This window comes from Pseudomonas sp. TMB3-21 (genome assembly GCF_054898145.1).
Map to the genome: position 1 here is coordinate 1,269,466 of NZ_CM142718.1, position 25,912 is coordinate 1,295,377.

The following is a 25,912-nucleotide window of genomic DNA, read 5'->3' on the forward strand; positions in this document are numbered from 1 at the left end:
TCGATCAGAGGATTCGGTGTGCTGACAAGTCTTGGCAGCGATTAACAGTAGAGTCAGGCCTTGCCGTTACAGCTTTACGGCAGAGTCGGGGGGCCGGTGACGCAGGCCACAGGCAAACAGCCCCGGGCTCTTAGCTCGGTCGATAAACGCGCACATTGGCATGCCCCTCACTGAGCAAATGGTGGGCATGCAGGCGACTCATCACGCCTTTGTCGCAATACAGCAGGTACTGGCGAGTAGGGTCCAGTTCCTTGAAACGAGCGTTCAATGCATAAAACGGCATCGCTTGTACCTCAACGCCAGCGAGTTCCAGCGGCTCGTCTTCAACGGCATCCTGATGACGGATGTCGATGATGATCTGGCCCGCCAGTGCTTCGCTGACTTCTTCAATCTGCAAGTCCTGGCCCAATTCGTCGATCACGCGATCGATCGGCACCAGCTTGGCATTCTCGAGCGCACGCTCAAGGACTGCCATGTCGAATTCTTTCTCTTCATGCTCCACGCGCGGACGCTTGGCGTGGGTCTTGGGGTTAACCGAGATGACCCCACAGTATTCCGGCATGTGCTTGGCGAAATCGGCAGTCCCGATTTCGTTAGCCAGGTCGATGATGTCCTGCTTGTGACTGGCGATCAGCGGACGCAAGACCAGCTTGTCGGTCACGCAGTCGATCACGGACAGGTTCGGCAATGTCTGGCTCGACACCTGGGAAATCGCTTCACCGGTGACCAGCGCTTCGATTTCCAGCCGATCGGCAATACGGGAAGCAGCGCGCAACATCATACGCTTCAAAACTACACCCATATGACTGTTATCGACTTTCCCGAGAATTTCTCCCAGGACTTCCTCGAACGGCACACTGACAAATAACACGCGTTGGGAGCTGCCGTACTTCTTCCAGATGAAGTGCGCGACTTCCATAACGCCCAGTTCATGGGCCCGGCCGCCCAGGTTGAAGAAGCAGAAATGGCTCATCAGGCCACGGCGCATGATCTGGTAGGCGGCAACGGTGGAATCGAACCCGCCGGACATCAGCACAAGGGTCTGTTCCAGGGCACCGAGCGGGTAACCGCCGATGCTGTTGTGCTGGTTGTGGATCACGAACAACCGTTTGTCGCGAATTTCGATACGGACTTCGATTTCCGGCTCTTTCAGCGAGATTCCGGCAGCACCGCACTGACGACGCAGCTGGCTGCCGACGTATTTCTCGACGTCCATCGAAGTGAATTCATGCTTGCCGGCACGCTTGCAGCGCACCGAAAAGATCTTCCCGGCCAGCGCCTCACCGAAATGCAGTTTGCACTTGGCCACGATGTCGTCGAAGTCACCCAGCGGATATTCGTCGACCTGCAGGAAATGCGCGATACCCGGCATGCAGCTCAGGCGCTCGGTCATCTCCTTCAGTACTTTGGGCTCGGCCACGCGGGTTTCAAGCTCGAGATTGTCCCACACACCGTTCACCACCACCGCCGGGTCCAGGTCACGGAGCACGGTGCGGATGTTTTTGGCCAATTGGCGGATGAAACGCATCCGTACCGGGCGGCTTTTGATGGTGATCTCGGGGAAGACTTTTACGATTAGTTTCATGAAAACAGCGCGCGCTGGGCCAGCCGAAAAAGGGGGGCGCGGATTATAGCGGAAATTGCTCAAGGTTTAACCAGTTAATGTGCAGAAGGTTTTTGGCGCACCAAAACGGGTCATTCACAGATTAAAGCGCGACATTACAGGGCGATTAATTTAGCCTCGTCGCATAAATGGCCTTAATAAGCGTGATATTGGGGCAAAAAACCCATGCTGGGGCACTGGCATGCAATTTGCTCCCTTGTGAGGCAGGTTGCCTTGGCAGAGTATTCGCGCCGGCATCACAAACATTATCAGGGCCATCCACTACTAAAGCCCGAAGCCACCCGGAGGACACTATGTCGAAGTCGGTTCAACTCATCAAAGATCATGACGTCAAGTGGATTGATCTGCGCTTCACGGACACTAAAGGCACTCAGCATCACGTGACCATGCCGGCTCGCGACGCGCTGGATGACGCTTTCTTCGAAGAAGGCAAGATGTTCGACGGTTCCTCCATCGCTGGCTGGAAAGGCATCGAAGCCTCCGACATGATCCTGATGCCGGACGACACCACCGCCGTGCTCGACCCGTTCACCGAAGAGCCGACCCTGATTCTGGTCTGCGACGTGATCGAGCCGTCGACCATGCAAGGCTACGACCGCGACCCACGTGCGATCGCCAAGCGTGCCGAGGAATACCTGAAGTCGACCGGTATCGGCGACACCGTATTCGTAGGCCCAGAGCCAGAATTTTTCATTTTCGACGAAGTGAAATTCAAGTCCGACATCTCGGGCTCGATGTTCAAAATCTTCTCCGAACAAGGTTCGTGGATGTCCGACCAGGACGTGGAAGGCGGCAACCGTGGCCACCGTCCAGGCGTCAAAGGCGGCTACTTCCCGGTTCCGCCGTTCGACCACGACCACGAAATCCGTACCTCCATGTGCAACGCCATGGAAGAGATGGGCCTGGTCATCGAAGTTCACCACCACGAAGTGGCGACTGCCGGCCAGAACGAAATCGGCGTGAAGTTCAACACCCTGGTTGCCAAGGCTGACGAAGTTCAGACCCTGAAGTACTGCGTACACAACGTTGCTGATGCATACGGCCGCACCGCGACCTTCATGCCCAAGCCTCTGTACGGCGACAACGGTTCGGGCATGCACGTCCACTTGTCCATCGCCAAAGATGGCAAGAACACTTTCGCTGGCGAAGGTTATGCCGGCCTGTCCGACACCGCTCTGTACTTCATCGGCGGCATCATCAAGCACGGTAAGGCCCTGAACGGCTTCACCAACCCGTCGACCAACTCCTACAAGCGTCTGGTCCCAGGTTTCGAAGCACCGGTCATGCTGGCCTACTCGGCTCGCAACCGTTCCGCCTCGATCCGTATTCCATACGTGTCCAGCCCTAAAGCTCGCCGTATCGAAGCACGCTTCCCGGATCCGGCAGCCAACCCGTACCTGGGCTTCGCTGCACTGCTGATGGCTGGCCTGGACGGCATCCAGAACAAGATCCACCCAGGCGACGCTGCTGACAAAAACCTGTACGACCTGCCGCCTGAAGAGGCGAAAGAGATCCCACAAGTTTGCGGCAGCCTGAAAGAAGCCCTGGAAGAGCTGGACAAGGGTCGTGCATTCCTGACCAAAGGCGGCGTGTTCTCCGACGATTTCATCGACGCTTACATCGCGCTGAAAAGCGAAGAAGAAATCAAGGTTCGCACCTTCGTACACCCACTGGAATATGAGCTGTACTACAGCTGCTGATCCAGTAGCGCCTGCGCAAGCGGCGTGACAAAAGAGGCCTCCTTCGGGAGGTCTTTTTTATGGGCGGGATTCAGGCCTGACGCAGACCTGTGGGAGCGAGCCTGCTCGCGAATGCTGTCTTTCAGTCAAGTTCTCTATCGACTGACACGGCCTCATCGCGAGCAAGCCCGCTCCCACAGGGGTTGGGTGGTGTTTGGACGAGTGGGTCAATCATGCCCAAATGTTAACCGCTTGGGTCTACCGCCACCCGTGGCCTATGCTGCAAGCCAACGCTTTGAGATCGGGTCGATGTTATGGGTCGTGGTTTTCTATTCATCCTGCTGCTGATCGCCCTGCCCGCCGCAGCGCAGATCTACAAGTACACCGACGCCGCCGGCAATACCGCCTACAGCAATCAGCCACCCGATGGTGTCAAGGCCGAAGCAGTCGAGCTGCCGCCACTCAACAGCATTGAGTCGCCACCGACGACAGCACCTGCGCCCCCCCCCGAAGCCGACAGCAGCGAGCAATTACAAAGCGCGTACGAGGTGCTTGAGCTGACCAACCTGCCAACCACCGAAGCCCTGCGCGCCAACAACGGCACGTTTACCGTGAATGTACTGATCAAGCCGCGCCTGCAAGGCTCTCATCTGTTCAGGCTGTTGCTGGACGACCAGCCCTATGGTCAGCCGAGCAACGTGCCAATCCTGCAACTGGTCAACATTGATCGCGGCACCCACAGCCTCGCGGTGCAAGTCATCAGCGGCGAAGAGGTGGTTCAACAAAGCCCATCCGTCACCTTCACCGTTCAGCGGGTGCATACGCCGTGAGGTGGTGGCTCCTGATCGCTTGCCTGAGTTCGCTACCGGTTTCGGCAGAGGTTTTCACGTATATCGATGCCCAGGGTAATCGGGTTTTCACCGACCAGCCCGGTTCGGGCAACGCCAAACGTGTACCGCTGGCGCCGAGTAATCGCATGTCCGCCAACCCGACCGGCGCTGCGCCGGCGGCGGTAGAAAAAACACCGAAGGCCAAGCCACTGCTCCACTACAACATGCTGCGGTTGTTGATTCCCGAACCCGACGCCACCGTCCGCAGCACTGCCGGCGAAGTGATCGTCACTGCCACCAGTGAACCCGGCCTGCAACGCGGCCATCGGTACCGTTTGCTACTCGACGGCCAACCCACCGGCGAACCTGGCCCCAGCCCGGTGTTTGCGCTGACCGATATCGATCGTGGCACGCATAACCTGTCGGTCGAAATCGTCGACGAGCAGGGACGCACCGTCGAGCGCACCGCCAATCAACCCTTCCACATGCTGCGTATTTCCCTCGCACAGAAACGCCAAGTCAAACCCTGCGCCCTCGCCGATTACGGCCACAGACCGGAATGTCCGCTCAAGGACAAACCCAAAGAAGAAAAAAATCCCTTTCTGCGATTCTTTTAACGTCACGAGAGTTTGCGCACTATGTTGGTGCGATACGCTGCCCAACAACCTTATCGCAACCCATTTTGGTTCGAAAGTACCCGTCAGAGCTGGCAGAACGCCACGCAAACGAGCGTTAAACGCCGGTTTCAGGGGTTAAACGCTTCTTTTCGGAGCCTTGGTTTGGTTTTTGCATTTTCACTGCATCGGCGCGTTATTCCCGCGCATGCCCTGCTCCAAAAGAGGTCCTGATGACCATAAGCGACGCACTGCATCGATTGCTGCTCGATAACCTGACCACCGCCACCATTCTGCTCGATGCCGAGCTGCGTCTGGAATACATGAACCCGGCGGCGGAAATGCTTTTGGCCATCAGCGGCCAGCGAAGTCATGGTCAATTCATCAGCGAACTGTTCACTGAATCGCCCGAGGCGCTCAACTCACTGCGTCAGGCCGTCGAACAGGCGCACCCGTTTACCAAACGCGAAGCGATGCTCACTGCCCTGACCGGTCAGACCTTGACGGTCGATTACGCGGTAACGCCAATCCTCTCCAACGGCGCCACCCTGCTGCTGCTGGAAGTGCACCCGCGCGATCGCCTTTTGCGGATTACCAAGGAAGAAGCGCAGCTGTCGAAGCAGGAAACCAGCAAGATGCTGGTTCGCGGACTCGCTCATGAGATCAAAAACCCGCTGGGCGGGATTCGCGGCGCGGCGCAGCTGCTGGCTCGCGAACTGCCTGAGGAAAGCCTGCGCGATTACACCAACGTGATCATCGAGGAAGCCGATCGCCTGAGGAATCTGGTCGACCGCATGCTCGGCTCGAACAAATTGCCATCACTGGCCATGTGCAACGTTCACGAGGTGCTGGAACGGGTTTCGCACCTGGTCGAGGCCGAAAGCCAGGGTTGCATCACCTTGGCGCGCGACTACGACCCGAGCATCCCTGACGTATTGATCGATCGTGAACAAATGATTCAGGCCGTATTGAACATCGTCCGCAACGCGATGCAGGCCATCAGCAGCCAGAACGAATTGCGCCTGGGCCGCATCACGCTGCGCACCCGCGCCATGCGCCAGTTCACCATCGGCCACGTGCGCCATCGCCTGGTGACCAAGATCGAAATCATCGACAACGGTCCTGGCATTCCTGCCGAACTGCAGGAAACCATTTTCTTCCCAATGGTCAGCGGCCGTCCGGACGGTACCGGGCTAGGCCTGGCCATTACCCAGAACATCATCAGCCAGCACCAGGGCCTGATCGAGTGTGAGAGCCACCCAGGCCACACCACGTTCTCGATCTTTCTGCCACTGGAACAAGGAGCCACATCGACATGAGCCGTAGTGAAACCGTGTGGATCGTCGATGACGACCGATCAATTCGTTGGGTCCTGGAAAAAGCCTTGCAACAGGAAGGCATGACCACGCAAAGCTTCGATAGCGCCGATGGTGTGATGAGCCGCCTGGCCCGCCAGCAGCCGGACGTGATCATTTCCGACATTCGCATGCCCGGCGCCAGCGGCCTGGACCTGTTGGCGCGGATTCGCGAGCAACACCCACGTCTGCCGGTAATCATCATGACGGCGCACTCGGATCTGGACAGCGCTGTCGCGTCCTATCAGGGTGGTGCATTTGAATACCTGCCCAAGCCGTTCGACGTTGATGAAGCAGTGTCCCTGGTCAAACGGGCCAATCAGCACGCTCAGGAGCAACAAGGCCTGGAAGTACCCGTCGCCTTGACCCGTACGCCGGAAATCATCGGCGAAGCGCCGGCGATGCAGGAAGTGTTTCGCGCCATCGGCCGCTTGAGTCACTCCAACATCACCGTGCTGATCAACGGCGAATCCGGCACCGGCAAAGAACTGGTGGCCCACGCCCTGCACCGTCACAGCCCGCGTGCAGCTTCACCGTTTATCGCCTTGAACATGGCGGCGATTCCGAAAGATTTGATGGAATCCGAGCTGTTCGGCCACGAAAAAGGCGCGTTCACCGGCGCGGCCAACCTGCGTCGCGGTCGTTTCGAACAGGCTGACGGCGGCACGCTGTTTCTGGATGAAATCGGCGACATGCCGGCGGATACGCAGACTCGTTTGCTGCGCGTATTGGCCGATGGCGAGTTTTACCGCGTCGGCGGTCATGTGCCGGTCAAGGTCGATGTGCGCATCATCGCCGCGACACACCAGAATCTGGAAACCCTGGTACAGGCCGGTAAATTCCGTGAGGACTTGTTCCATCGTCTCAACGTCATTCGTATTCACATTCCACGGCTGTCGGACCGTCGTGAAGACATTCCGACCCTCGCCAGGCATTTCCTCAGCCGCGCAGCGCAAGAATTGGCCGTCGAGCCGAAACTGCTGAAAAGCGAGACCGAGGAATACCTGAAGAACCTGCCGTGGGGCGGCAACGTGCGTCAGCTGGAGAACACCTGCCGCTGGATCACGGTGATGGCTTCAGGCCGCGAAGTGCACATCAGCGACCTGCCGCCGGAACTGCTGAACCTGCCGCAAGACTCGGCACCTGTGACCAACTGGGAGCAAGCGTTGCGTCAGTGGGCGGATCAGGCACTGGCGCGTGGCCAGTCGAGCCTGCTCGATAGCGCGGTGCCTACGTTCGAGCGGATCATGATCGAGACGGCGCTGAAACACACCGCCGGGCGCCGTCGTGATGCGGCGGTTTTGTTGGGTTGGGGGCGTAATACCCTGACGCGCAAGATCAAGGAATTAGGGATGAAGGTTGATGGGGCGGATGAGGATGAAGGGGAAGAGGGTTAAGCAGCCTGTAGATATTCGCTGACAGCTAGATCTGATCGCGAGCAGGCTCACTCCTACAATGGATTTACGTATTTTCACCGTCGAGTGAATATCAAAAAAACCTGTGGAAGCGAGCCTGCTCCCGAAGGGGCCGGACGATTCAACATTGATTCGCACGGAACCGCCCCTTTCGCGAGCAGGCTCGCTCCCACACTTCGGGCTCTGTGCACCGACTGAACGCACCGTGACCCGCAATCGCGCACGGTCACCGGTTGAAAATCTTGCCTGAATTCGCAATCGAACCCCTACCGAAAAAACACGAAAGCCCCGTATTACGGGGCTTTCGACGTTTTAACGGGGCTCCGTGTTTCAAATTGTTAAAACCTGGCACGCCGCCTGCAATAGTCCAATCAGTGGTTCAGTTCACTACCCGGTTTCGGGGACCTTGGTACAGGCAGGCCGGGGATTCCCCTCTTTACATCGGACTCACACCGCACAAGGCGACGAGTCCTGCCGTTTTGGGGCCCTTGATACAGGCAGGTCAGGGGTTCCTTCTTTACACCGGGCTCGACGCAATGCGCGAGCCCGCCCCTTTCGGGAACCTTGGTACAGGCAGGCCGGGGATTCCCTCTTTTATTGCTCCCGGAGATGGATCTCCAACCGCCAACGGTCATCGACCTCACTGCCGGACCACTCGCCCTGCAGCGGCCGGGCCGCAACCACCGACAGCAATAACCCCCCATCACTCAAACGTACTCGCCAGTTCACGTTCTTGTCGTTGAGCTTGAGCTGGCCTTTCTGCGCCTTGCCGGTAGCCTCGAATAGTAGCGCCAGGCTGCCATCGACAAACTCGCCATGGGACTTGGGTTCATTGTTGAACCAGACCACCAGGCCATCGTTGGTCACTTCGACTTGCTGCAGTTCAGTGGGGTCGGGCGTGGTCAGGCGACCGATCATCAGCCCCACCATAACGCCGACGATCACTAAAGAACCCATTACCCGTGGCAATAGTTTCGATCGATCAACCGCAGGCGGCGTAGAATGCCGCTCATCTTTATCTTCGGAGCCGTGCATGTTTCACGTCATCCTTTTCCAACCAGAAATTCCGCCGAATACCGGCAACGTTATCAGGCTGTGCGCCAACAGCGGCTGCCACCTGCATTTGATCGAGCCGCTGGGTTTCGAGATGGACGACAAACGTCTGCGCCGGGCCGGTCTCGACTACCACGAGTATGCCACCCTGCGACGTCACGCGGACCTCGCCAGTTGCCTGGAAAGCCTCGGTCATCCACGCCTGTTCGCTTTCACCACCAAGGGCTCGAGGCCGTTCCACGATGCCAGCTTCGCCGAGGGTGATGCGTTCCTGTTCGGCCCGGAAAGCCGCGGCCTGCCCGCGGAGGTGCTGGATGCCTTGCCCGCCGAACAACGTTTGCGCCTGCCGATGCGTGAAGGCTGCCGCAGCCTGAACCTGTCGAACACTGTGGCCGTCGCCGTCTACGAAGGCTGGCGCCAGCTGGGATTCAAGTAACCCACGTCCCTGTAGCAGCTGCCGCAGGCTGCGTTCGACCCGAAGGGTCGCGGCGACCTGGAAGCAACGACCGCTTCGCGGCCGGACGCAGCCTTCGGCAGCTGCTACAGAATTAAAGCCACGAAAAAAGCGCCTTCGAGGCGCTTTTTTCATGATGGCATCAACCGCTTATTGAACAGTCGGCGTCTCGCCCTCAGCCTGCATGCGTTGCAGTTCTTGCGCGTACAGTGCGTCGAAGTTCACCGGGGCCAGCATCAGTGCCGGGAACGAACCGCGAGTGACCAGGCTGTCCAGGGTCTCGCGAGCGTACGGGAACAGGATGTTCGGGCAAAACGCGCCGAGGGTGTGGCTCATCGAAGCGTCGTCGAGGTTCTTGATCAGGAAGATCCCGGCCTGTTGCACTTCAGCGATGAAGGCCACTTCTTCACCGTTCTTCACGGTAACCGACAAGGTCAGCACGACTTCGTGGAAGTCACCTTCCAAAGCCTTTTGACGGGTGTTCAGATCCAGACCGACACTCGGCTCCCATTGCTGGCGAAAGATCGCCGGGCTTTTCGGGGCTTCGAAGGACAAGTCACGAACGTAGATGCGCTGCAAGGAAAATTGCGGTGCGGTTTCTTCTTCGCTGGCTGCAGTGTTCTGTTGGTCAGTCATCTCAGATCCTTTCTGATCTTGGGGTCTTATAGGGAAGGCGTTCAGGCCTTGAGCAGCGCGTCGAGCTTGCCGGCGCGCTCAAGGGCAAACAAATCATCACAGCCGCCGATGTGGCGCTCACCGATCCAGATCTGCGGCACGGAGGTGCGTCCCGCTTTCTGAGCCATGGCGGCACGCACCTGCGGCTTGCCATCGACCTTGATCTCTTCGAAAGCCACGCCTTTGTTCTCAAGCAGGTACTTGGCTCGCGAGCAGTAGGGGCAGTAATCGCTGGAGTAGACGATGACGTTGCTCATGTCACTTCACCAACGGCAGGTTGTCGCCTTTCCAGCTGGAAATTCCGCCGGACAGCTTGGCGGCGGTGAAGCCGGACTTCATCAGTTCGCGAGCGTGGGTACCAGCGGTCTGGCCCATGGCGTCGACCAGAATAATGGTTTTGGACTTGTACTTTTCCAGTTCGCCAACGCGAGCTGTCAGTTTGTCGTGCGGAATGTTCAACGCGCCGACGATGTGACCAGCGGCGAAATCCTTGACCGGACGAATGTCGATCACCACGCCGGCATCCTTGTTGACCAGCCCGGTCAGTTCACCGGTGCTCAGGCTGCGACCGCCGCCCTGCATCTGGTAAGCGATCAACAACGCCAGCAGTACGACGAAGATACCGACGAGCAGATAGTGATTAGTGGCGAATTGAATCAGGTTAGCAACCATCGAAGGAGGTTCCAGGGCGTTAAAATGTCGGCCAGTATACACAGCCACTATGGTGGGCCAAACCCCGTCCGGCGGTGACGGCGTCGGAACTTAGCTTTAAACTGCGACTCACTTTTTCCATCGCCTCTTTTAATTCAGCCACGAGTGGAATCCATGACTACCACGCCTAAACCTTTGGTCCTGATTATTCTCGACGGCTTCGGTCACAGTGAGAGCCCGGAATCCAACGCTGTCTTTGCCGCGAAGAAGCCTGTGCTGGACCGCCTCTGTGCCACCTTGCCGAACGGGTTGATCTCGGGAAGTGGAATGGACGTCGGCCTGCCGGACGGTCAGATGGGCAATTCCGAAGTGGGCCATATGAACCTCGGTGCTGGCCGCGTTGTGTATCAGGACTTTACGCGGGTGACCAAATCGATCCGCGACGGCGAGTTTTTCGAAAACCCGACGATCGTGGCTGCCGTCGATAAAGCCGTTGCCGCCGGTAAAGCGGTGCACTTCATGGGCCTGTTGTCCGACGGTGGTGTTCACAGCCATCAGGATCACCTGGTCGCCATGGCCGAACTGGCCTACAAGCGCGGCGCTGAAAAAATCTATCTGCATGCTTTTCTCGACGGCCGCGACACGCCGCCGAAAAGTGCGCAATCGTCCATCGAATTGCTCGACGCAGCCTTCCAGGCGCTGGGCAAAGGCCGGATCGCCAGCATCATCGGCCGCTATTTCGCCATGGACCGCGACAATCGCTGGGACCGCGTGTCCCAGGCATACAACCTGATCGTCGACGGCAACGGCCAGTTCAATGCCGCCACCGCGCAGGAGGGCCTCGAAGCCGCCTATGCCCGTGGCGAGAGCGACGAGTTTGTCAAAGCAACCTCCATCGGTGAACCGGTAAAAGTCGAAGATGGCGATGCCGTAGTGTTCATGAACTTCCGCGCCGACCGCGCCCGCGAACTGACCCGCGTGTTCGTAGAAGACGATTTCAAGGAATTCGAACGCGCGCGTCAGCCGAAACTGGCTGGCTTCGTCATGTTGACCCAATACGCCGCCAGCATTCCCGCGCCTTCGGCCTTCGCCGCCGGCAGCCTGGACAACGTGCTGGGCGATTACCTGGCGCAGAACGGCAAGACGCAGTTGCGCATCGCCGAGACCGAAAAATACGCGCACGTGACCTTCTTCTTCTCCGGCGGCCGCGAAGAACCGTTCCCCGGCGAAGAGCGCATCCTGATCCCGTCGCCGAAAGTCGCCACCTACGACCTGCAGCCGGAAATGAGCGCGCCGGAAGTCACCGACCGCATCGTCGATGCCATTGAAAACCAGCGTTATGACGTAATCGTGGTCAATTACGCCAACGGCGACATGGTCGGTCACAGCGGCGTGTTTGACGCTGCCGTCAAAGCGGTGGAATGCCTGGACCTGTGCGTTGGCCGCATTGTCGAGGCGCTGGACAAGGTTGGTGGCGAGGCGCTGATCACCGCAGACCACGGCAACGTCGAGCAAATGTCCGACGAATCCACCGGTCAGGCCCACACGGCGCACACCACCGAGCCGGTGCCGTTCATTTATGTCGGCAAGCGTGACCTCAAAGTGCGTGAGGGTGGCGTCCTGGCGGATGTGGCGCCGACCATGCTGAAACTGCTGGGCCTGGAGAAACCGGCGGAAATGACTGGCACTTCGATACTGGTATAACCAGCTCTTAAAGCACCGCAAAACCCTGTGGGAGCGGGCTTGCTCGCGAAGGCGGAGTGTCAGCCAGCTTTGATGTCAGCTGACACACCGCCTTCGCGAGCAAGCCCGCTCCCACATTGGTTTGCGTTGTTTTTTCGGCCAGTTATCACACAGCCCCAATTGGGCGTTTTTTTTGCAGCGCTTGGCGGGCATACTAGGCCGTCCCTTTCCCTGGTGTCGCCCGCCTCTATGCTCCGCGTCCTGATTGCCTTTGCCCTTACCTGCCTGCTCCAACCGGCCTTCGCCGACGAGCGCGCGCAAACCCAGCAACAGTTGGACGCGACGCGTCAGGACATTGCCGAGCTGAAAAAACTGCTGGGCAAGCTGCAGGAAGAAAAATCCGGTGTGCAAAAGGATCTCAAGGGCACCGAAACCGAGATGGGCAAGCTCGAGAAGCAGGTCGAAGCCCTGCAGAAAGAGCTGAAGAAAAGCGAATCCGAGCTGAACCGACTCGATACCGAGAAAAAAAAACTCCAGAGCGCGCGCATTGAACAGCAGCGACTGATCGCCATTCAGGCCCGCGCGGCCTATCAGAACGGCCGTCAGGAATATCTGAAGTTGTTGCTCAACCAGCAAAACCCGGAAAAATTCGCCCGCACCCTCACCTACTACGACTACCTGAGCCAGGCCCGCCTGGAGCAGCTGAAGAATTTCAACGAAACCCTGCGCCAGCTGGCCAATGTCGAACAAGACATCGCCCTGCAACAGGCGCAGCTGCTGGTGCAGAAAAGCAGCCTCGACAGCCAGCGAGAAGAACTCGACAAGGTCCGCAAGGAACGCCAGCAGGTGCTGGCCAAACTCAATGTCGACGTAAAAGCCCGCGACCAGAAGCTGGCTGCCCGCGAGCAGGACCAGGCAGACCTGTCTAAAGTCCTCAAAACCATCGAAGAGACCCTGGCGCGTCAGGCTCGTGAGGCAGAAGAGGCGCGGCAAAAAGCGCTGATCGCCCAGCAGGAAGCCGAAAAAAAGCGTTTACGTGAGGCCCAGGCTGCAGCAGATGCTGATGCCACTGACGCCCCACGCAAACCCGTCAAATCTACCTCCGGAGCGCTGGTGTCCAGCTCCGGCGAAACCTTCGGCGGCCCATTTGCTTCAAGCCGGGGCAAACTTCCGTGGCCGGTTGATGGTCGATTGCTTGCGCGTTTCGGTGAATCCCGTGGCGACGATACCCGCACCAAATGGGACGGGGTGATGATCAGCGCCTCCGCGGGCAGCCAGGTTCACGCGGTGCACGGCGGTCGCGTGGTGTTTGCCGACTGGTTGCGCGGTGCCGGGCTGCTGGTGATTCTCGACCACGGCAATGGTTTTTTGAGTCTTTACGGTCACAACCAGACGCTGCTCAAGTCTGCGGGTGACGTGGTTAAAGCCGGCGAGTCCATCTCCACTGTGGGTAGCAGTGGCGGCCAGGACACGCCAGCGCTGTATTTCGCTATTCGTCAGCAGGGTCACCCGAGTGATCCGGCGCAATGGTGTCGTGCGCAAGGATAAGCACGTTACCTAATTCAGGAGTTCGTTCGACATGCTGCACTTGTCCCGCCTTACCTCGCTGGCCCTGACGATCGCCCTGGTGATCGGCGCGCCTCTGGCGTTCGCTGCCCAACCGGCTCCGGCGGTCGCGCCTGCGGGCACTGCTGCAACCACCAAAGCGCCGTTGCCGCTGGAAGAGTTGCGCACTTTTGCCGAGGTCATGGACCGGATCAAGGCGGCGTATGTCGAACCTGTCGACGACAAAACACTGCTGGAGAATGCGATCAAAGGCATGCTCAGCAACCTTGATCCGCACTCCGCTTACCTCGGGCCGGAAGATTTCGCAGAATTGCAGGAAAGCACCAGCGGTGAATTTGGCGGCCTCGGTATCGAGGTCGGCGCCGAAGACGGCTTCATCAAGGTGGTTTCGCCGATCGATGACACCCCGGCGTCCAAGGCTGGCATTCAGGCCGGCGATTTCATCGTGAAGATCAACGGCCAGCCAACACGCGGCCAGAGCATGACCGAAGCCGTGGACAAGATGCGCGGCAAGATCGGCGAGAAAATCACCCTGACACTGGTTCGCGACGGTGGCACACCGTTCGACGTGACCCTGGCCCGCGCGATCATCCAGGTGAAAAGCGTCAAGGCGCAGTTGCTGGAATCCGGCTACGGCTACATTCGTATCACCCAGTTCCAGGTCAAGACCGGCGACGAAGTTTCCAAGGCGCTGGCGAAACTGCGCAAAGACAACGGCAAGAAACTCAACGGCATCATTCTCGACCTGCGCAACAACCCGGGCGGCGTGCTGCAAGCAGCGGTAGAAGTGGTCGACCACTTCATCACCAAGGGCCTGATCGTTTACACCAAGGGCCGAATTGCCAACTCCGAGCTGCGCTTCTCCGCCACCGGCAAGGACGAAAGCGAAGCGGTGCCGATGGTCGCGCTGATCAACGGTGGCAGCGCCTCGGCTTCGGAAATCGTTGCCGGCGCTTTGCAAGACCAGAAACGCGCAGTGGTCATGGGCACGACCAGTTTCGGTAAAGGTTCGGTACAAACCGTGCTGCCACTGAACAACGAACGCGCATTGAAGATCACCACGGCGCTGTATTACACGCCGAACGGTCGCTCGATTCAGGCGCAGGGCATCGTCCCGGACATCGAAGTGCGCAAGGCCAAGATCACCACCGAGCAGGACAGCGAATACTTCAAGGAAGCCGATCTACAGGGCCACCTGGGCAATGGCAACGGCGGCGCCGATAAACCGACTGGTTCCGGTGGCAAGCCCAAGGCCATGCCGCAGGACGACGATTACCAATTGGCCCAGGCCCTGAGCCTGCTCAAAGGGCTGAGCATCACGTCCGGCCGCTGAGATGCGCTTGCGGCTAGTTCTCGGTCTGCTGTGCTGCCTGGCGGGTGTTGCGCATGCATCGCCCGCCCCTCAAAAAGCCTATCTGAGTTTGATCATCGACGACCTGGGGCAGAACCTGCCTCGGGATCGTCGCGTGCTGGCCCTGCCCGGCCCGGTCACGGCGGCGATCATGCCGGACACCCCGCACGCTACCGAAGTTGCTCGCGAGGCTCATCGCGCCGGCAAAATCGTCATTCTGCACATGCCCATGGACCCGGCCACTGGCCCTTTCGCCTGGCACCCGGAACTGCCCGTCGCAGAGTTCGAGAAGCGCTTGAACGCGGCGCTCAAAGTGGTGCCGTACACCGCCGGCATCAATAATCACATGGGCAGCCGCATGACCGCGCAACCGGGGGCCATGGCCTGGCTAATGGCCGATTTGCAGCGTCGCCACAAAGTCTTTGTCGACAGCCGTACCAGCGCGCAAACGGTCGCTGCAGCCGAGGCGCAGAAAATCGGTTTGGCGAGCATTTCGCGGGACGTGTTTCTGGATGACGAGCGCACGGAAGAGGCGATTTTTACTCAGTTGCAAACGGCGGTCAGTCTGGCGCGCAAGCAAGGCTCGGCCGTCATGATCGGGCATCCGTATCCGCAGACGCTGGCGGTGCTTGAGCGAGAACTGCCGAAGCTCAAGGCTCAGGGAATCGACTGGATCGATATCAAAATGATGATCAGCGTACGCGGCAATCGGGCGATGGCCGGGCATGGGAAGGATGGGGTGTACCGGTGATCGCCACACCCTAAATCGACTGTGGGAGCGGGCTTGCTCGCGAAGGCGTCGTGTCAGTCAACAAAGGATGTCGACTGGCACACCGCTTTTCGCGAGCAAGCCCGCTCCCACATTTGGATCATCGGTATCAGAGATACCGCGCCATGATCTGCTCGACCACACCGTCCTTGCGCATCTGATCGAGGGCCGCTTGCAGCTTGCTAACGGTCTCGTCCGGCACGTCTTTGTTCAGCGCGAGGTAAAGCTCGGCGCTGTTGAAACGCAACACGGTCTTGAGCCCGGTCACGCCGTCCTGGCGCGCGAGATAGCGACCGGCCGGATCCCCGGTGGCCCACAGATCAATCTGGCCGTTCACCAGTTTTTTCGCATTGTCCTGATCGCGTAGCACGACGATAGGTTTGAGCCCCTGTTTGGTCAGCGTCTCGGCAATCGCGTCACCCTTGTACGCACCGACCTTGAACTTGCGCGCGTCATCCAGCGTTTCCAGGCTGATCTTGCTGTCTTCACTGGCCAGCATGATCCAATCATCGGGACCAATCGGGCCGACCCATTTGAACAACTTCTCGCGGTCCGGCAAGCGCGCCATCACGAACACGCCGTAACCCGGTTTCTCCAGGGCGAGCTTGTAGATTCGCTCCCAGGGGAAGCGCAGCGTCAGGCTGTAAGTCATGTCGGCGCGTCTGAACATCTCACGAACGATATCCACAGCGATGCCGTTGATGTTCTCGTCCTGAGCGAAGTTCTTGCCGTTTTTCGCCATGTTGTAAGGCGGGAAGTTTTCGGTCAGCAACACCAGATCGGTGTCTGGATTTTCTGCAGCCTGCACTCCGTTGATGAGCAACAGAGCAGTACTGGTGAGAGCGAGAAGGAGACGTTTGAGCATGTCTGGCTACCGAGATCCATGGCGTACCCAAGAGTGCCTTGAGCCCGCCATGATGTCCACTGGCCTGTACGGAATGTTTAGCGCATTACGATGCCGCGATGGGCCATATAGGCTTTGGCTTCCTGCACGGTATATTCGCCGAAGTGGAAAATACTCGCCGCCAGTACCGCGCTGGCGTGGCCTTCGATGATGCCGTCGGCCAGGTGCTGCAGATTGCCGACCCCGCCCGAAGCAATCACCGGAATGCCCAGCGCATCGCTGATGGCGCGGGTGACGCCCAGGTCGAAGCCGTTTTTCATGCCATCCTGATCCATGCTGGTCAGCAGGATTTCGCCGGCGCCCAGGGCTTCCATTTTTTTCGCCCACTCGACAGCGTCGAGGCCGGTGGGTTTGCGCCCGCCGTGGGTGAAGATTTCCCAGCGCGGGGTTTCGCCGGGGCCGGAAACCTTTTTCGCATCAATGGCGACGACGATGCATTGCGAGCCGAAATGCTGCGCCGCTTCGCCGACGAATTCCGGATTGAAGACTGCGGCAGTGTTGATCGACACCTTGTCTGCACCGGCATTCAGCAAATTGCGAATGTCCTGCACGGTACGCACGCCGCCGCCCACGGTCAGCGGGATGAACACCTGGCTGGCCATGCGCTCAACGGTGTGCAGCGTGGTATCGCGACCGTCGACGCTGGCGGTGATGTCGAGAAACGTAATTTCGTCGGCACCCTGCTCGTCGTAGCGACGGGCGATTTCCACCGGGTCACCGGCATCGCGGATGTTCTCGAACTTCACACCTTTGACGACCCGGCCGTTATCCACGTCCAGGCAAGGGATGATGCGTTTGGCCAGCGCCATGGTCAGTCCTCAGCCTTTGTACGAATCGCAGAAAGCTTGCGCTTCAGCGACGTCGAGGGTGCCTTCATAGATCGCCCGGCCGGTGATTGCACCAATGATGCCTGGGGCTTTTGCATCGAGCAGCGACTTGATGTCGCCAAGGTTGTGAATGCCACCGGAGGCGATCACCGGAATCTTCGTCGCCGCAGCCAGCGCAGCGGTGAAGGGAACGTTGCAGCCCTGCATCATGCCGTCTTTGGCGATGTCGGTATAAACGATCGCGGAAACCCCGTCGGCCTCAAATCGCTTGGCCAGGTCGATGACCTGAACGGTGCTGATTTCAGCCCAGCCGTCAGTGGCGACAAAACCGTCCTTGGCATCCAGACCGACAATCACTTTGCCCGGAAACGCGCGGCAGGCTTCTGCGACGAATGCCGGATCTTTCACGGCTTTGGTGCCGATGATCACATAGCTCACGCCAGCCTTGACGTAGTGCTCGATGGTTTCCAGCGAGCGGATGCCGCCACCGATCTGGATCGGCAGATTCGGGTAGCGCTTGGCGATGGCGGTGACCACTTCGCCGTTGACCGGCTGGCCTTCGAAAGCACCGTTCAAGTCGACCAGATGCAGACGACGGCAACCGCCCTCCACCCACTTGGCAGCCATGCTCACCGGGTCATCGGAGAACACCGTGGAATCTTCCATGCGGCCCTGGCGCAGACGTACACAGGCACCGTCCTTGAGATCGATAGCGGGAATAATCAGCATCTGGCAAACCTTCAAATTCGAGTATTCAGCTTCGCTCGGAAATCAGTTTTTCTCGAGCGCCCACAAGTCGCTTTCGATGCTTTCGAACCTCTCTTTGAGGTGCGTCTGCACATCGAAAATCGCCCTGTTGTAATAGTGCGGAGCAATTTCACGGGTAAACAGCTCAAGGATCTCGGCTGCTTCGAACGAACCCAGGTCCAGTTCGAAACGATCCTCCATGAAGCGCTTGATCTTATGATTGGCCTCGTTCTCCTGTTCGGGAGTGAGGGTCAGGATCGGCGGCTTCTTTTTGACGGCCATTTACCAGCGCCCATCCCACGCGGCGAAGTTCTGCAGCAATTGCAGGCCATGGGTATGGCTTTTCTCCGGGTGGAACTGCACGGCAAAACGCGACCCTTCAGCCAGCGCAGCAGCGAAATCGACACCGTAGTGACCGCCACCCACCACCTGCCGCGCATTCCCGGCGGCGATGTAGTAGCTGTGCACGAAGTAGAAACGCGCCAGGTCCGGAATGTCGTGCCACAGCGGATGACTCACCGTCTGCTTCACTTCGTTCCAGCCCATGTGCGGGACTTTCAGGTGCTCGCCGTCTTCATGCAAATCCTTGCCGAAAAACTTCACCGCACCCGGAAACAGGCCGATGCAGTCGACGCCGTCGTTCTCTTCACTGCTGTCGAGCAAGGCTTGCATGCCGACGCAGATGCCGAGGAACGGACGGTCCTGGCTGACTTCACGCACCAGCGAATCGAAGCCCAGACGACGGATCTCCGCCATGCAATCGCGAATCGCGCCAACACCGGGAAACACAACCCTGTCGGCTTCGCGAATCACATTGGCATCGCTGGTGATCAGAACCTTGCCGGCACCGACGTGCTCGAGGGCCTTGGCCACCGAGTGCAGGTTGCCCATGCCGTAATCGATAACCGCGACCGTCTGCATTACAGAACGCCTTTGGTCGACGGCATCTGACCGGCCATGCGGTCGTCCAGCTCTACGGCCATGCGCAGTGCGCGGCCGAAAGCCTTGAATACGGTTTCGATCTGGTGGTGAGTGTTGTGCCCACGCAGGTTGTCGATGTGCAGCGTGACGTTGGCGTGGTTGACGAAGCCCTGGAAGAATTCCTGGAACAAGTCAACGTCGAAACCGCCGACGGTGGCGCGGGTGTAGGGCACATGCATCTGCAGGCCAGGACGGCCGGAGAAATCGATCACCACGCGCGACAGCGCTTCATCGAGCGGCACGTAGGCGTGACCGTAGCGACGGATGCCTTTCTTGTCGCCGATGGCTTTGGTGAATGCCTGACCGAGGGTGATACCGACGTCTTCCACGGTGTGGTGGTCGTCGATATGCAGGTCGCCCTTGCTGACGATATCCAGGTCGATCAGCCCGTGACGGGCGATCTGGTCCAGCATGTGCTCAAGAAAAGGAACACCGATATCAAATCGGGCCTTTCCGGTGCCATCCAGGTTGATCGAGGCTTTAATCTGGGTTTCCAGAGTGTCGCGCTCGACTGACGCCATACGTTCGGCCATCACCAGCTCCGCAAATCATTGGGCGAAAAAGGCAGCCATTATAGGCACGCGGACGGGAAACAGAAACACGGGAGGTGATATGACTGACGGAGTGATTTCGGGGGTTTGGCGGGTAGACATGTCCATACAAGCTATTTCAGACACCTCAAAACAATTGTAGGAGTGAGCCTGCTCGCGATAAGGGCCTCACAGTCAACATTTCTGTCGACTGTCAGACCCTTATCGCGAGCAGGCTCACTCCTACAGGGGTACTACGTCTTACTTAGTTGAACAACACCGCAGTCTTCTGCAGCGTGACCCAAACACCCCACGCCAACGGAATCCCAACCACCAGCCATGCGGCGAGCGCCAGCGGTTTGGTGCCTGGCGCGGCTTTCCACTCCAGCACGGTGCTGGCATCAGCACCCTTGTCATGGCCCAGCGCCTGTTCGGCAGCCAGTTCCGCGTCGGTCATGAAGTACTTGTCCGCCACCGGACGCACCAGCAGGTTGCAGATGAAACCCAGCACCAGCAGGCCAGCGAGGATGTACAGCGTAATGTCGTAAGCGGCCGCGCGTTCAACGCCGATGCTCAACTGATATTCACGCAGGTAGTTCACCAGCACCGGACCCAACACACCCGCCGCCGCCCACGCTGTCAGCAGACGACCGTGAATCGCGCCGACCATCTGCGTACCGAACAGATCAGCCAGATAGGCTGGAACGGTCGCGAAACCGCCGCCGTACATCGACAGGATGATGCAGAACGCGGCCACGAACAGCGCAACGTTACCCAGATGACCAAGGTTCGGGATCAACGCGTATAGCGCGAAACCGAGGGCGAAGAACACGAAATAGGTGTTCTTGCGGCCCAGGTAATCCGAGAACGAAGCCCAGAAGAACCGACCGCCGATGTTGAACAGGCTCAACAAACCGGTGAAGCCCGCAGCAATCGCAGCGATCGATGCCAGTTGCCCGGCGTCCAGTTGACCAAACGGCAGGTCAACACCGATCAGCTTGCCACCGAACACTTCCTGCAACAGTGGCGAAGCCATGCCGAGGATGCCGATACCGGCCGATACGTTCAGGCACAACACCAGCCAGACCAGACGGAATTGCGGGGTTTTCCACGCCACATTCACGTGCACGTGGCGATGGGTGATCATAGCGTTCGAGGCTTTTTTCGCCGGGGCAGTCCAGCCTTCAGGCTTCCAGCCGGTTGGCGGCACGCGGTAGGACAGTGCGCCGCCGATCATGAACACGAAGTAGATCGCGGCCATTACCAGGAAGCTCTGCCAAACGCCGACGCTGGTTGGCGACGAGAAGTGGCTCATCAAGGCTGCCGCCAGGGGAGCGCCGACCATTGCGCCACCGCCGAAACCCATGATCGCCATGCCGGTCGCCATGCCACGCTTGTCCGGGAACCACTTGATCAGGGTCGAGACCGGCGAGATGTAACCCAGGCCCAGACCGATACCGCCAATCACGCCAGAACCGAGCCACATCAGCCAGATCTGATGCGTATAGATGCCGAGCGCTGAAATCAGCAGACCGCCACACCAGCACAGCGCCGACACGACGCCGGCCTTGCGCGGCCCGGCGTGTTCCAGCCAGCCACCCCAGATCGCTGCCGAGCAGCCGAGGAAGATGAAGAACAGGGTGTAGATCCAGCCGAGCATGGAAATCGGCCAGTCACATTGCGACGAAAAAATCTGCTCGATGAAACCCATTTCCGGGGCGCAGACAACTGCCTTGGTCACGCCCAAAGCTTTGGACAGTGGCAGCCAGAACACCGAAAAGCCGTAGGCCATGCCGATGCACAGGTGAATGGCCAGCGCGGCCGGTGGGACCAGCCAACGGTTGAAACCGGGCTTGGCGATAATGCGCTCCTTGGACAGGAACGCTGGCTGGGCGGGGCTGTAGCCGTCCGCCGTAGTACTCGTTGTCATTGTGTATCCCCCAATTATTAGTATGGTTCGTCAGCCACTGCTTAACCCCAGCCTTATGCGCACGCATGACTGTCTTATAGGGTTGAAGCTCCATTTTGGTGCGACAGCTTGCCGCAGAAGGACGGACGAACCGGCAGAGGTTACCATCTGAACGTGACAGAAAAACCAATCTGATATCACTATTTGCAAGTCGCCTGGTTTGCGAGCCGAAGCCAGGCTGAAGCTGACACCGAATATGCTGCCGGGCTGATCGCTGCCAGTCATGTGCTTTGGAGCGCTATACTCCCCGGCTAAATTTCGAATTCGACTAACTACAAGGACTCGCCCATGAAAGCGTTCGGCAAAATCCTGGGTCTGGTACTTCTCGGGCTGTTGCTGATCATAGTGGCGCTGGGCTTTGCCCTGACCCATCTCTTCGATCCCAACGACTATAAAGACGAGATTCGCCAGATAGCCCGCGATAAGGCTCACATCGAGCTGACGCTCAATGGCGATATCGGCTGGAGCCTGTTCCCATGGCTGGGCCTGGAGCTGCATGAAGCCAGTGTCGCAACCCTGAACAAGCCCACCGAGCCCTTTGCCGATCTGCAAATGCTCGGCTTGTCGGTTCGCGTATTGCCGCTGCTGCGCCGTGAAGTGCAGATGAGCGATGTCCGTGTCGAAGGCCTGAACCTGCGCCTGAACCGCGACAAGGATGGTCATGGCAACTGGGAAGACATCGGCAAGGCGCCGGCGGATCCCGCCTCTGCGCCGACGACCGGTGAACCCGCGACTGACACAGCCGCCAAGCCAGAAAAACCGGCGCAGCCGATCCGGCTCGACATCGACAGCCTGACCGTCAACAACGCTCGCGTGGAGTACACCGATGAAAAAACCGGCAAGCTGTACAGCGCTGAAAGCATCCAGCTGAGTACCGGCCCGGTTCACGACTCGACCAATATCCCGGTGAAACTCACAGCATTCCTGGGCGCCAACCAGCCTGTCCTGCGCGTGCGTACCGAGCTCAATGGCGAGCTGCGCTTTGAGCGCGCGTTGCAGCGTTACAAATTCGAAGACATGAAATTGTCCGGTGAAGTGGCCGGCGAGCCGTTGCAAGGCAAGACCATGACGTTCGCTGCTCAGGGTCAACTGTTGCTGGATAAAGCCGCGAACGTCGCCGAATGGACGGGCATCAAGATCTCTGCCAACCAAATGCGCGCACTCGGTGAACTGAAGGTCAACGACCTCGACAAAACGCCGCAGATCACCGGCGGTATTTCGATCGCCCAGTTCGATCTGGCGAAATTCGTCGACAGTATTGGCCAGAAACTGCCGGCCATGGCCGAGGGCAGCCTGAGCAAGGTCGAACTGGTCAGCCGCGTTGCAGGCACACCCAACAGCCTTTCGCTGGACAACATCAATCTAAAAGTCGACGACAGCAATTTCAGTGGGCGCATTGCCGTCGAGGATTTCGCCAAGCAATCGCTGCGGGCCATTCTCAAGGCCGATACGTTTAATGTTGATCGCTACCTGCCGCCGAAGTCCGCCGAAGCCAGCAGCGCAACGCAAGTGCGTCAGGCCGAAGTGGCGAGTACCGAAGCCAGTGCCATGGCAGGCGCGGGCAGCACACCGCTGCCGGACAAACCCACCAAAGGCGCCTGGAGCACCGAGCGTCTGTTGCCGGTGGAGCGCCTGAGCAAGCTCGACGTGGACGCCGACCTGACCTTCGGCCTGCTGACCCTCGACAAATTGCCAATCGAGAATGCCGCACTCAAAGCCACCGGCGAGGGCGGCCTGCTGACACTCGAGAATCTGCGCGGCGACCTGTACAACGGCAACTTCGAAGCCAGGGGCACACTCGACGTGCGTCAACAAGTGCCCGCGTTGAGCATGCAGACCAATATCAGCAAAGTCCCGGTGGAAAAAATCCTCGAAAGCCAGGGTAAAAATCCGCCGGTCAAAGGCCTGATCACACTTAACAGCGACCTGAGCGGCAGCGGTAATAGCCAGAAGGCGCTGATCGAAAGCCTTAACGGCAATGCCAGCTTCGTCATCAACAACGGCGTGCTCCTCAACGCGAACCTCGAGCAGCAACTGTGCAAAGGCATCGCCACGCTCAACCGCAAAACCCTGAGCGGCGAACCGCGCGGCAAGGACACGCCGTTTCAGGAGCTCAACGGCAACCTGACCTTCCGTAACGGCGTGGCCAGCAATCCGGATTTGCGGGTTCGCATCCCCGGCATGACCGTCAAGGGTGACGGCGACGTCGATCTGCGGGTGCTGGGCATGGATTATCGCGTCGGCATCATCGTCGAGGGCGACAAGAGCGACATGCCCGATCCGGCCTGCCAGGTTAGCGAGAAATTCGTCGGCATCGAATGGCCGCTGCGCTGCCGTGGCCCGCTGGAACTCGGCGCCAAGGCATGCCGTCTCGACAACGAACGCATGGGCCAGGTCGCTGCCAAACTTGCAGGCGACAAGCTCAGCGACAAAATTGACGAGAAACTGGGCGACAAGGTCAGCCCTGAGCTGAAAGACGCGCTGAAGGGGCTGTTCAAGCGATGAGAGCGGAGCAGTTTTCAGCGGCCGTGCTGGATTGGTACGACCGCCATGGCCGCCACGATTTACCCTGGCAGCAAGGCATCACGCCGTATCGGGTGTGGGTCTCGGAAATCATGTTGCAGCAAACCCAGGTCAGCACCGTGCTGAATTACTTCGACCGCTTCATGGCGTCCTTGCCGACGGTGGAAGCTTTGGCCGCCGCCCCGGAAGATGAAGTGCTGCACCTGTGGACGGGCCTCGGTTATTACACCCGCGCGCGCAATCTGCAGAAGACCGCAAAAATCGTCGTGGCTGAATATGGCGGCGAGTTTCCGCGCGATGTCGAAAAACTGGTTGAGCTGCCGGGCATCGGCCTGTCCACCGCCGGCGCTATCGCCAGCCTGAGCATGGGTTTGCGCGCACCGATTCTGGATGGCAACGTCAAACGCGTCCTGGCGCGCTTCACGGCGCAGGAGGGCTATCCCGGCGAGCCTAAGGTGGCCAAACAGCTGTGGGCGAATGCCGAGCGTTTCACACCGCACGATCGAGTCAACGCCTATACGCAGGCAATGATGGATCTGGGCGCCACGCTGTGCACGCGCAGCAAACCGAGTTGTCTGCTGTGTCCGCTGGAAAAAGGCTGCGAAGCGCACATGCTTGGCCTGGAAACCCGCTACCCGATTCCCAAGCCGCGTAAAGCCGTGCCGCAGAAACGCACACTGATGCCGATGCTCGCCAACGATGACGGTGCGATTCTGCTTTACCGCCGTCCTTCCACAGGTTTGTGGGGCGGCCTCTGGAGCCTGCCGGAACTCGACGACCTCGATGACCTGCAGCATCTGGCCACGCAGCACTCGCTGGAATTGGGGACGCAACAAGCGCTGCCGAGCCTGGTGCACACCTTCAGCCATTTTCAGTTATCCATCGAACCCTGGCTGGTTCAGGTTCAGGAGGCCGGCCATCACGTGGCCGAGGCCGACTGGCTCTGGTATAACCTCGCCACCCCGCCGCGCCTGGGCCTTGCCGCCCCGGTCAAAACCTTGCTCGAACGCGCGGCCGCCGTATTGAACGCAGGAGAGTCGTCATGACCCGCACCATCATGTGCCGCAAGTACAAAGAAGAATTGCCCGCCCTTGAGCGCGCTCCATTCCCGGGCGCAAAAGGTCAGGACATTTTTGACCACGTCTCGGCCAAGGCCTGGGCCGACTGGCAGAAACACCAGACCCTGCTCATCAACGAAAAACGCTTGAACATGATGAACGCCGAAGACCGCAAATATCTGCAGGGCGAGATGGACAAGTTCTTTTCCGGCGAGGAATACGCCAAGGCCGACGGCTACGTGCCACCCGCTGAATAATCCCGATTTCTCTGGGGTCGGATCGTAAGCGACGGTAATAATTAAATATTTTTTGAAAACTTGCTTGACGACCCCCTGAAAAACCCGTTTAATGCGCCCCGTTGCCCAGATAGCTCAGTCGGTAGAGCAGGGGATTGAAAATCCCCGTGTCGGCGGTTCGATTCCGTCTCTGGGCACCAAATACCGAAAACCCTGAATCGCAAGATTCAGGGTTTTTTTATGCCTGGGATTTGATCACGGGTCCGTAAGAGCATCCGACGTGCCAGAGCCGCGCTCGCCGCGAACCGCCTTTCTCTGCAATTTTCGGGCGAATTCTTCCGAAACAACAATCCCCCCGTCAGCCAAAAGTTAGATGGTAGCCTTGCTCGGCGAGTAGGACACTCGCCACGGACTGCTT

General features: G+C 59.0%; 25 protein-coding genes and 1 tRNA gene. 14 read left to right on the top strand and 12 right to left on the bottom strand.

Translation table 11 applies throughout. From position 1 onward, the window contains the following. Positions 1-130 precede the first annotated feature (130 nt). On the bottom strand, positions 131-1,585 hold the full coding sequence (gene thiI, locus ACYZTS_RS05870) for a tRNA uracil 4-sulfurtransferase ThiI (RefSeq protein WP_028620934.1): 1,455 nt from the start codon (positions 1,583-1,585) through the stop codon (positions 131-133). A gap of 332 nt (positions 1,586-1,917) precedes the next feature. On the opposite strand from thiI, the gene glnA reads away from it, so the two are divergent. From glnA to ntrC, 5 genes are all read left to right on the top strand, one after another. After that, complete coding sequence (glnA, locus tag ACYZTS_RS05875; RefSeq protein ID WP_028620935.1) at positions 1,918-3,324, top strand: glutamate--ammonia ligase; 1,407 nt, start codon at positions 1,918-1,920, stop codon at positions 3,322-3,324. 293 nt (positions 3,325-3,617) lie between these two features. Further along, complete coding sequence (locus tag ACYZTS_RS05880) at positions 3,618-4,133, top strand: DUF4124 domain-containing protein (RefSeq protein WP_461994684.1); 516 nt, start codon at positions 3,618-3,620, stop codon at positions 4,131-4,133. Further along, complete coding sequence (locus tag ACYZTS_RS05885; RefSeq protein ID WP_461994686.1) at positions 4,130-4,750, top strand: DUF4124 domain-containing protein; 621 nt, start codon at positions 4,130-4,132, stop codon at positions 4,748-4,750. The genes ACYZTS_RS05880 and ACYZTS_RS05885 overlap by 4 nt, the downstream gene beginning before the upstream one ends. A gap of 230 nt (positions 4,751-4,980) precedes the next feature. Beyond that, the gene (gene glnL / locus ACYZTS_RS05890; RefSeq protein ID WP_028620938.1) at positions 4,981-6,066 is read left to right on the top strand and encodes a nitrogen regulation protein NR(II); all 1,086 of its coding nucleotides are present in this window, start codon (positions 4,981-4,983) and stop codon (positions 6,064-6,066) included. Continuing rightward, positions 6,063-7,499: a nitrogen regulation protein NR(I) gene (gene ntrC, locus ACYZTS_RS05895; RefSeq protein WP_028620939.1), complete on the top strand. Its 1,437-nt coding sequence runs from the start codon at positions 6,063-6,065 to the stop codon at positions 7,497-7,499. The genes glnL and ntrC overlap by 4 nt, the downstream gene beginning before the upstream one ends. A 612-nt stretch (positions 7,500-8,111) precedes the next feature. On the opposite strand, the gene ACYZTS_RS05900 is transcribed toward ntrC, so the two are convergent. Then, positions 8,112-8,552 (bottom strand): hypothetical protein, encoded by a 441-nt coding sequence (locus tag ACYZTS_RS05900; RefSeq protein WP_081832443.1) that lies wholly within the window; start codon positions 8,550-8,552, stop codon positions 8,112-8,114. On the opposite strand from ACYZTS_RS05900, the gene ACYZTS_RS05905 reads away from it, so the two are divergent. Continuing rightward, positions 8,551-9,006, top strand: a complete 456-nt coding sequence (locus ACYZTS_RS05905; RefSeq protein ID WP_461994689.1) for a tRNA (cytidine(34)-2'-O)-methyltransferase — start codon at positions 8,551-8,553, stop codon at positions 9,004-9,006. The genes ACYZTS_RS05900 and ACYZTS_RS05905 overlap by 2 nt on opposite strands. 168 nt (positions 9,007-9,174) lie before the next feature. Here the strand turns inward: ACYZTS_RS05905 and secB are convergent, their stop codons facing one another. From secB to ACYZTS_RS05920, 3 genes are read right to left on the bottom strand one after another with little or no spacing between them, the layout of a single operon-like run. Further along, positions 9,175-9,660, bottom strand: a complete 486-nt coding sequence (gene secB / locus ACYZTS_RS05910; RefSeq protein ID WP_028620942.1) for a protein-export chaperone SecB — start codon at positions 9,658-9,660, stop codon at positions 9,175-9,177. Positions 9,661-9,701: 41 nt separating this feature from the next. After that, on the bottom strand, positions 9,702-9,956 hold the full coding sequence (gene grxC, locus ACYZTS_RS05915) for a glutaredoxin 3 (protein WP_028620943.1): 255 nt from the start codon (positions 9,954-9,956) through the stop codon (positions 9,702-9,704). Between the two features lies 1 nt (position 9,957). After that, positions 9,958-10,371 (bottom strand): rhodanese-like domain-containing protein, encoded by a 414-nt coding sequence (locus tag ACYZTS_RS05920; protein ID WP_461994692.1) that lies wholly within the window; start codon positions 10,369-10,371, stop codon positions 9,958-9,960. Positions 10,372-10,524: 153 nt separating this feature from the next. On the opposite strand from ACYZTS_RS05920, the gene gpmI reads away from it, so the two are divergent. The 4 genes from gpmI to ACYZTS_RS05940 all read left to right on the top strand — a co-directional run bounded on the left by gpmI (position 10,525) and on the right by ACYZTS_RS05940 (position 15,701). Further along, entirely contained in the window at positions 10,525-12,054 is a 1,530-nt protein-coding gene (gene gpmI, locus ACYZTS_RS05925) for a 2,3-bisphosphoglycerate-independent phosphoglycerate mutase (protein ID WP_461994694.1), read from the top strand. Positions 12,055-12,282: 228 nt separating this feature from the next. Then, positions 12,283-13,581: a murein hydrolase activator EnvC family protein gene (locus ACYZTS_RS05930; protein ID WP_461994695.1), complete on the top strand. Its 1,299-nt coding sequence runs from the start codon at positions 12,283-12,285 to the stop codon at positions 13,579-13,581. A gap of 31 nt (positions 13,582-13,612) precedes the next feature. Beyond that, positions 13,613-14,932 (top strand): S41 family peptidase, encoded by a 1,320-nt coding sequence (locus ACYZTS_RS05935; RefSeq protein ID WP_461994697.1) that lies wholly within the window; start codon positions 13,613-13,615, stop codon positions 14,930-14,932. A 1-nt stretch (position 14,933) separates the two neighbouring features. Further along, entirely contained in the window at positions 14,934-15,701 is a 768-nt protein-coding gene (locus ACYZTS_RS05940; RefSeq protein ID WP_461994699.1) for a divergent polysaccharide deacetylase family protein, read from the top strand. A 127-nt stretch (positions 15,702-15,828) separates the two neighbouring features. On the opposite strand, the gene ACYZTS_RS05945 is transcribed toward ACYZTS_RS05940, so the two are convergent. The 7 genes from ACYZTS_RS05945 to ACYZTS_RS05975 form a co-directional block, all read right to left on the bottom strand. Further along, on the bottom strand, positions 15,829-16,584 hold the full coding sequence (locus ACYZTS_RS05945) for a substrate-binding periplasmic protein (RefSeq protein WP_461994701.1): 756 nt from the start codon (positions 16,582-16,584) through the stop codon (positions 15,829-15,831). A 77-nt stretch (positions 16,585-16,661) separates the two neighbouring features. After that, the gene (hisF, locus tag ACYZTS_RS05950; protein ID WP_150579559.1) at positions 16,662-17,432 is read right to left on the bottom strand and encodes an imidazole glycerol phosphate synthase subunit HisF; all 771 of its coding nucleotides are present in this window, start codon (positions 17,430-17,432) and stop codon (positions 16,662-16,664) included. A gap of 9 nt (positions 17,433-17,441) precedes the next feature. Then, positions 17,442-18,179, bottom strand: coding sequence for a 1-(5-phosphoribosyl)-5-[(5-phosphoribosylamino)methylideneamino]imidazole-4-carboxamide isomerase (gene hisA / locus ACYZTS_RS05955; protein WP_028620951.1), 738 nt, complete (start codon positions 18,177-18,179; stop codon positions 17,442-17,444). Between the two features lie 42 nt (positions 18,180-18,221). Further along, complete coding sequence (locus ACYZTS_RS05960; protein WP_008024930.1) at positions 18,222-18,479, bottom strand: DUF2164 domain-containing protein; 258 nt, start codon at positions 18,477-18,479, stop codon at positions 18,222-18,224. Beyond that, positions 18,480-19,118 carry an imidazole glycerol phosphate synthase subunit HisH gene (gene hisH, locus ACYZTS_RS05965; RefSeq protein WP_461994704.1) on the bottom strand — a complete coding sequence of 213 codons (639 nt, stop codon included), beginning with the start codon at positions 19,116-19,118 and terminating at the stop codon, positions 18,480-18,482. It abuts the gene before it with no gap. Then, positions 19,118-19,711, bottom strand: coding sequence for an imidazoleglycerol-phosphate dehydratase HisB (gene hisB / locus ACYZTS_RS05970; RefSeq protein ID WP_007939452.1), 594 nt, complete (start codon positions 19,709-19,711; stop codon positions 19,118-19,120). The genes hisH and hisB overlap by 1 nt, the downstream gene beginning before the upstream one ends. Before the next feature lie 262 nt (positions 19,712-19,973). Further along, positions 19,974-21,638, bottom strand: coding sequence for an OFA family MFS transporter (locus ACYZTS_RS05975; RefSeq protein WP_461994706.1), 1,665 nt, complete (start codon positions 21,636-21,638; stop codon positions 19,974-19,976). A 327-nt stretch (positions 21,639-21,965) separates the two neighbouring features. Between ACYZTS_RS05975 and ACYZTS_RS05980 the strand changes: the two genes are divergently transcribed. From ACYZTS_RS05980 to ACYZTS_RS05995, 4 genes are all read left to right on the top strand, one after another. Further along, on the top strand, positions 21,966-24,182 hold the full coding sequence (locus ACYZTS_RS05980; protein WP_461994708.1) for an AsmA family protein: 2,217 nt from the start codon (positions 21,966-21,968) through the stop codon (positions 24,180-24,182). Next, entirely contained in the window at positions 24,179-25,246 is a 1,068-nt protein-coding gene (gene mutY, locus ACYZTS_RS05985; RefSeq protein WP_028620956.1) for an A/G-specific adenine glycosylase, read from the top strand. The genes ACYZTS_RS05980 and mutY overlap by 4 nt, the downstream gene beginning before the upstream one ends. Then, entirely contained in the window at positions 25,243-25,515 is a 273-nt protein-coding gene (locus tag ACYZTS_RS05990) for an oxidative damage protection protein (protein WP_008149405.1), read from the top strand. Before mutY ends, ACYZTS_RS05990 begins: the two co-directional genes overlap by 4 nt. Positions 25,516-25,618: 103 nt before the next feature. Continuing rightward, a tRNA-Phe gene (locus ACYZTS_RS05995) sits at positions 25,619-25,694 on the top strand. The last annotated feature ends 218 nt before the right edge of the window (positions 25,695-25,912 follow it).

Excerpts from the sequence above, each read along its gene's own strand:
- thiI (WP_028620934.1), bottom strand. The coding sequence starts at position 1,585 with ATGAAACTAATCGTAAAAGTCTTCCCCGAGATCACCATCAAAAGCCGC.
- glnA (WP_028620935.1), top strand. The coding sequence starts at position 1,918 with ATGTCGAAGTCGGTTCAACTCATCAAAGATCATGACGTCAAGTGGATT.
- ACYZTS_RS05880 (WP_461994684.1), top strand. The coding sequence starts at position 3,618 with ATGGGTCGTGGTTTTCTATTCATCCTGCTGCTGATCGCCCTGCCCGCC.
- glnL (WP_028620938.1), top strand. The coding sequence starts at position 4,981 with ATGACCATAAGCGACGCACTGCATCGATTGCTGCTCGATAACCTGACC.
- ntrC (WP_028620939.1), top strand. The coding sequence starts at position 6,063 with ATGAGCCGTAGTGAAACCGTGTGGATCGTCGATGACGACCGATCAATT.
- ACYZTS_RS05905 (WP_461994689.1), top strand. The coding sequence starts at position 8,551 with ATGTTTCACGTCATCCTTTTCCAACCAGAAATTCCGCCGAATACCGGC.
- ACYZTS_RS05900 (WP_081832443.1), bottom strand. The coding sequence starts at position 8,552 with ATGCACGGCTCCGAAGATAAAGATGAGCGGCATTCTACGCCGCCTGCG.
- secB (WP_028620942.1), bottom strand. The coding sequence starts at position 9,660 with ATGACTGACCAACAGAACACTGCAGCCAGCGAAGAAGAAACCGCACCG.
- grxC (WP_028620943.1), bottom strand. The coding sequence starts at position 9,956 with ATGAGCAACGTCATCGTCTACTCCAGCGATTACTGCCCCTACTGCTCG.
- ACYZTS_RS05920 (WP_461994692.1), bottom strand. The coding sequence starts at position 10,371 with ATGGTTGCTAACCTGATTCAATTCGCCACTAATCACTATCTGCTCGTC.
- gpmI (WP_461994694.1), top strand. The coding sequence starts at position 10,525 with ATGACTACCACGCCTAAACCTTTGGTCCTGATTATTCTCGACGGCTTC.
- ACYZTS_RS05930 (WP_461994695.1), top strand. The coding sequence starts at position 12,283 with ATGCTCCGCGTCCTGATTGCCTTTGCCCTTACCTGCCTGCTCCAACCG.
- ACYZTS_RS05935 (WP_461994697.1), top strand. The coding sequence starts at position 13,613 with ATGCTGCACTTGTCCCGCCTTACCTCGCTGGCCCTGACGATCGCCCTG.
- ACYZTS_RS05940 (WP_461994699.1), top strand. The coding sequence starts at position 14,934 with ATGCGCTTGCGGCTAGTTCTCGGTCTGCTGTGCTGCCTGGCGGGTGTT.
- ACYZTS_RS05945 (WP_461994701.1), bottom strand. The coding sequence starts at position 16,584 with ATGCTCAAACGTCTCCTTCTCGCTCTCACCAGTACTGCTCTGTTGCTC.
- hisF (WP_150579559.1), bottom strand. The coding sequence starts at position 17,432 with ATGGCGCTGGCCAAACGCATCATCCCTTGCCTGGACGTGGATAACGGC.
- hisA (WP_028620951.1), bottom strand. The coding sequence starts at position 18,179 with ATGCTGATTATTCCCGCTATCGATCTCAAGGACGGTGCCTGTGTACGT.
- ACYZTS_RS05960 (WP_008024930.1), bottom strand. The coding sequence starts at position 18,479 with ATGGCCGTCAAAAAGAAGCCGCCGATCCTGACCCTCACTCCCGAACAG.
- hisH (WP_461994704.1), bottom strand. The coding sequence starts at position 19,118 with ATGCAGACGGTCGCGGTTATCGATTACGGCATGGGCAACCTGCACTCG.
- hisB (WP_007939452.1), bottom strand. The coding sequence starts at position 19,711 with ATGGCCGAACGTATGGCGTCAGTCGAGCGCGACACTCTGGAAACCCAG.
- ACYZTS_RS05975 (WP_461994706.1), bottom strand. The coding sequence starts at position 21,638 with ATGACAACGAGTACTACGGCGGACGGCTACAGCCCCGCCCAGCCAGCG.
- ACYZTS_RS05980 (WP_461994708.1), top strand. The coding sequence starts at position 21,966 with ATGAAAGCGTTCGGCAAAATCCTGGGTCTGGTACTTCTCGGGCTGTTG.
- mutY (WP_028620956.1), top strand. The coding sequence starts at position 24,179 with ATGAGAGCGGAGCAGTTTTCAGCGGCCGTGCTGGATTGGTACGACCGC.
- ACYZTS_RS05990 (WP_008149405.1), top strand. The coding sequence starts at position 25,243 with ATGACCCGCACCATCATGTGCCGCAAGTACAAAGAAGAATTGCCCGCC.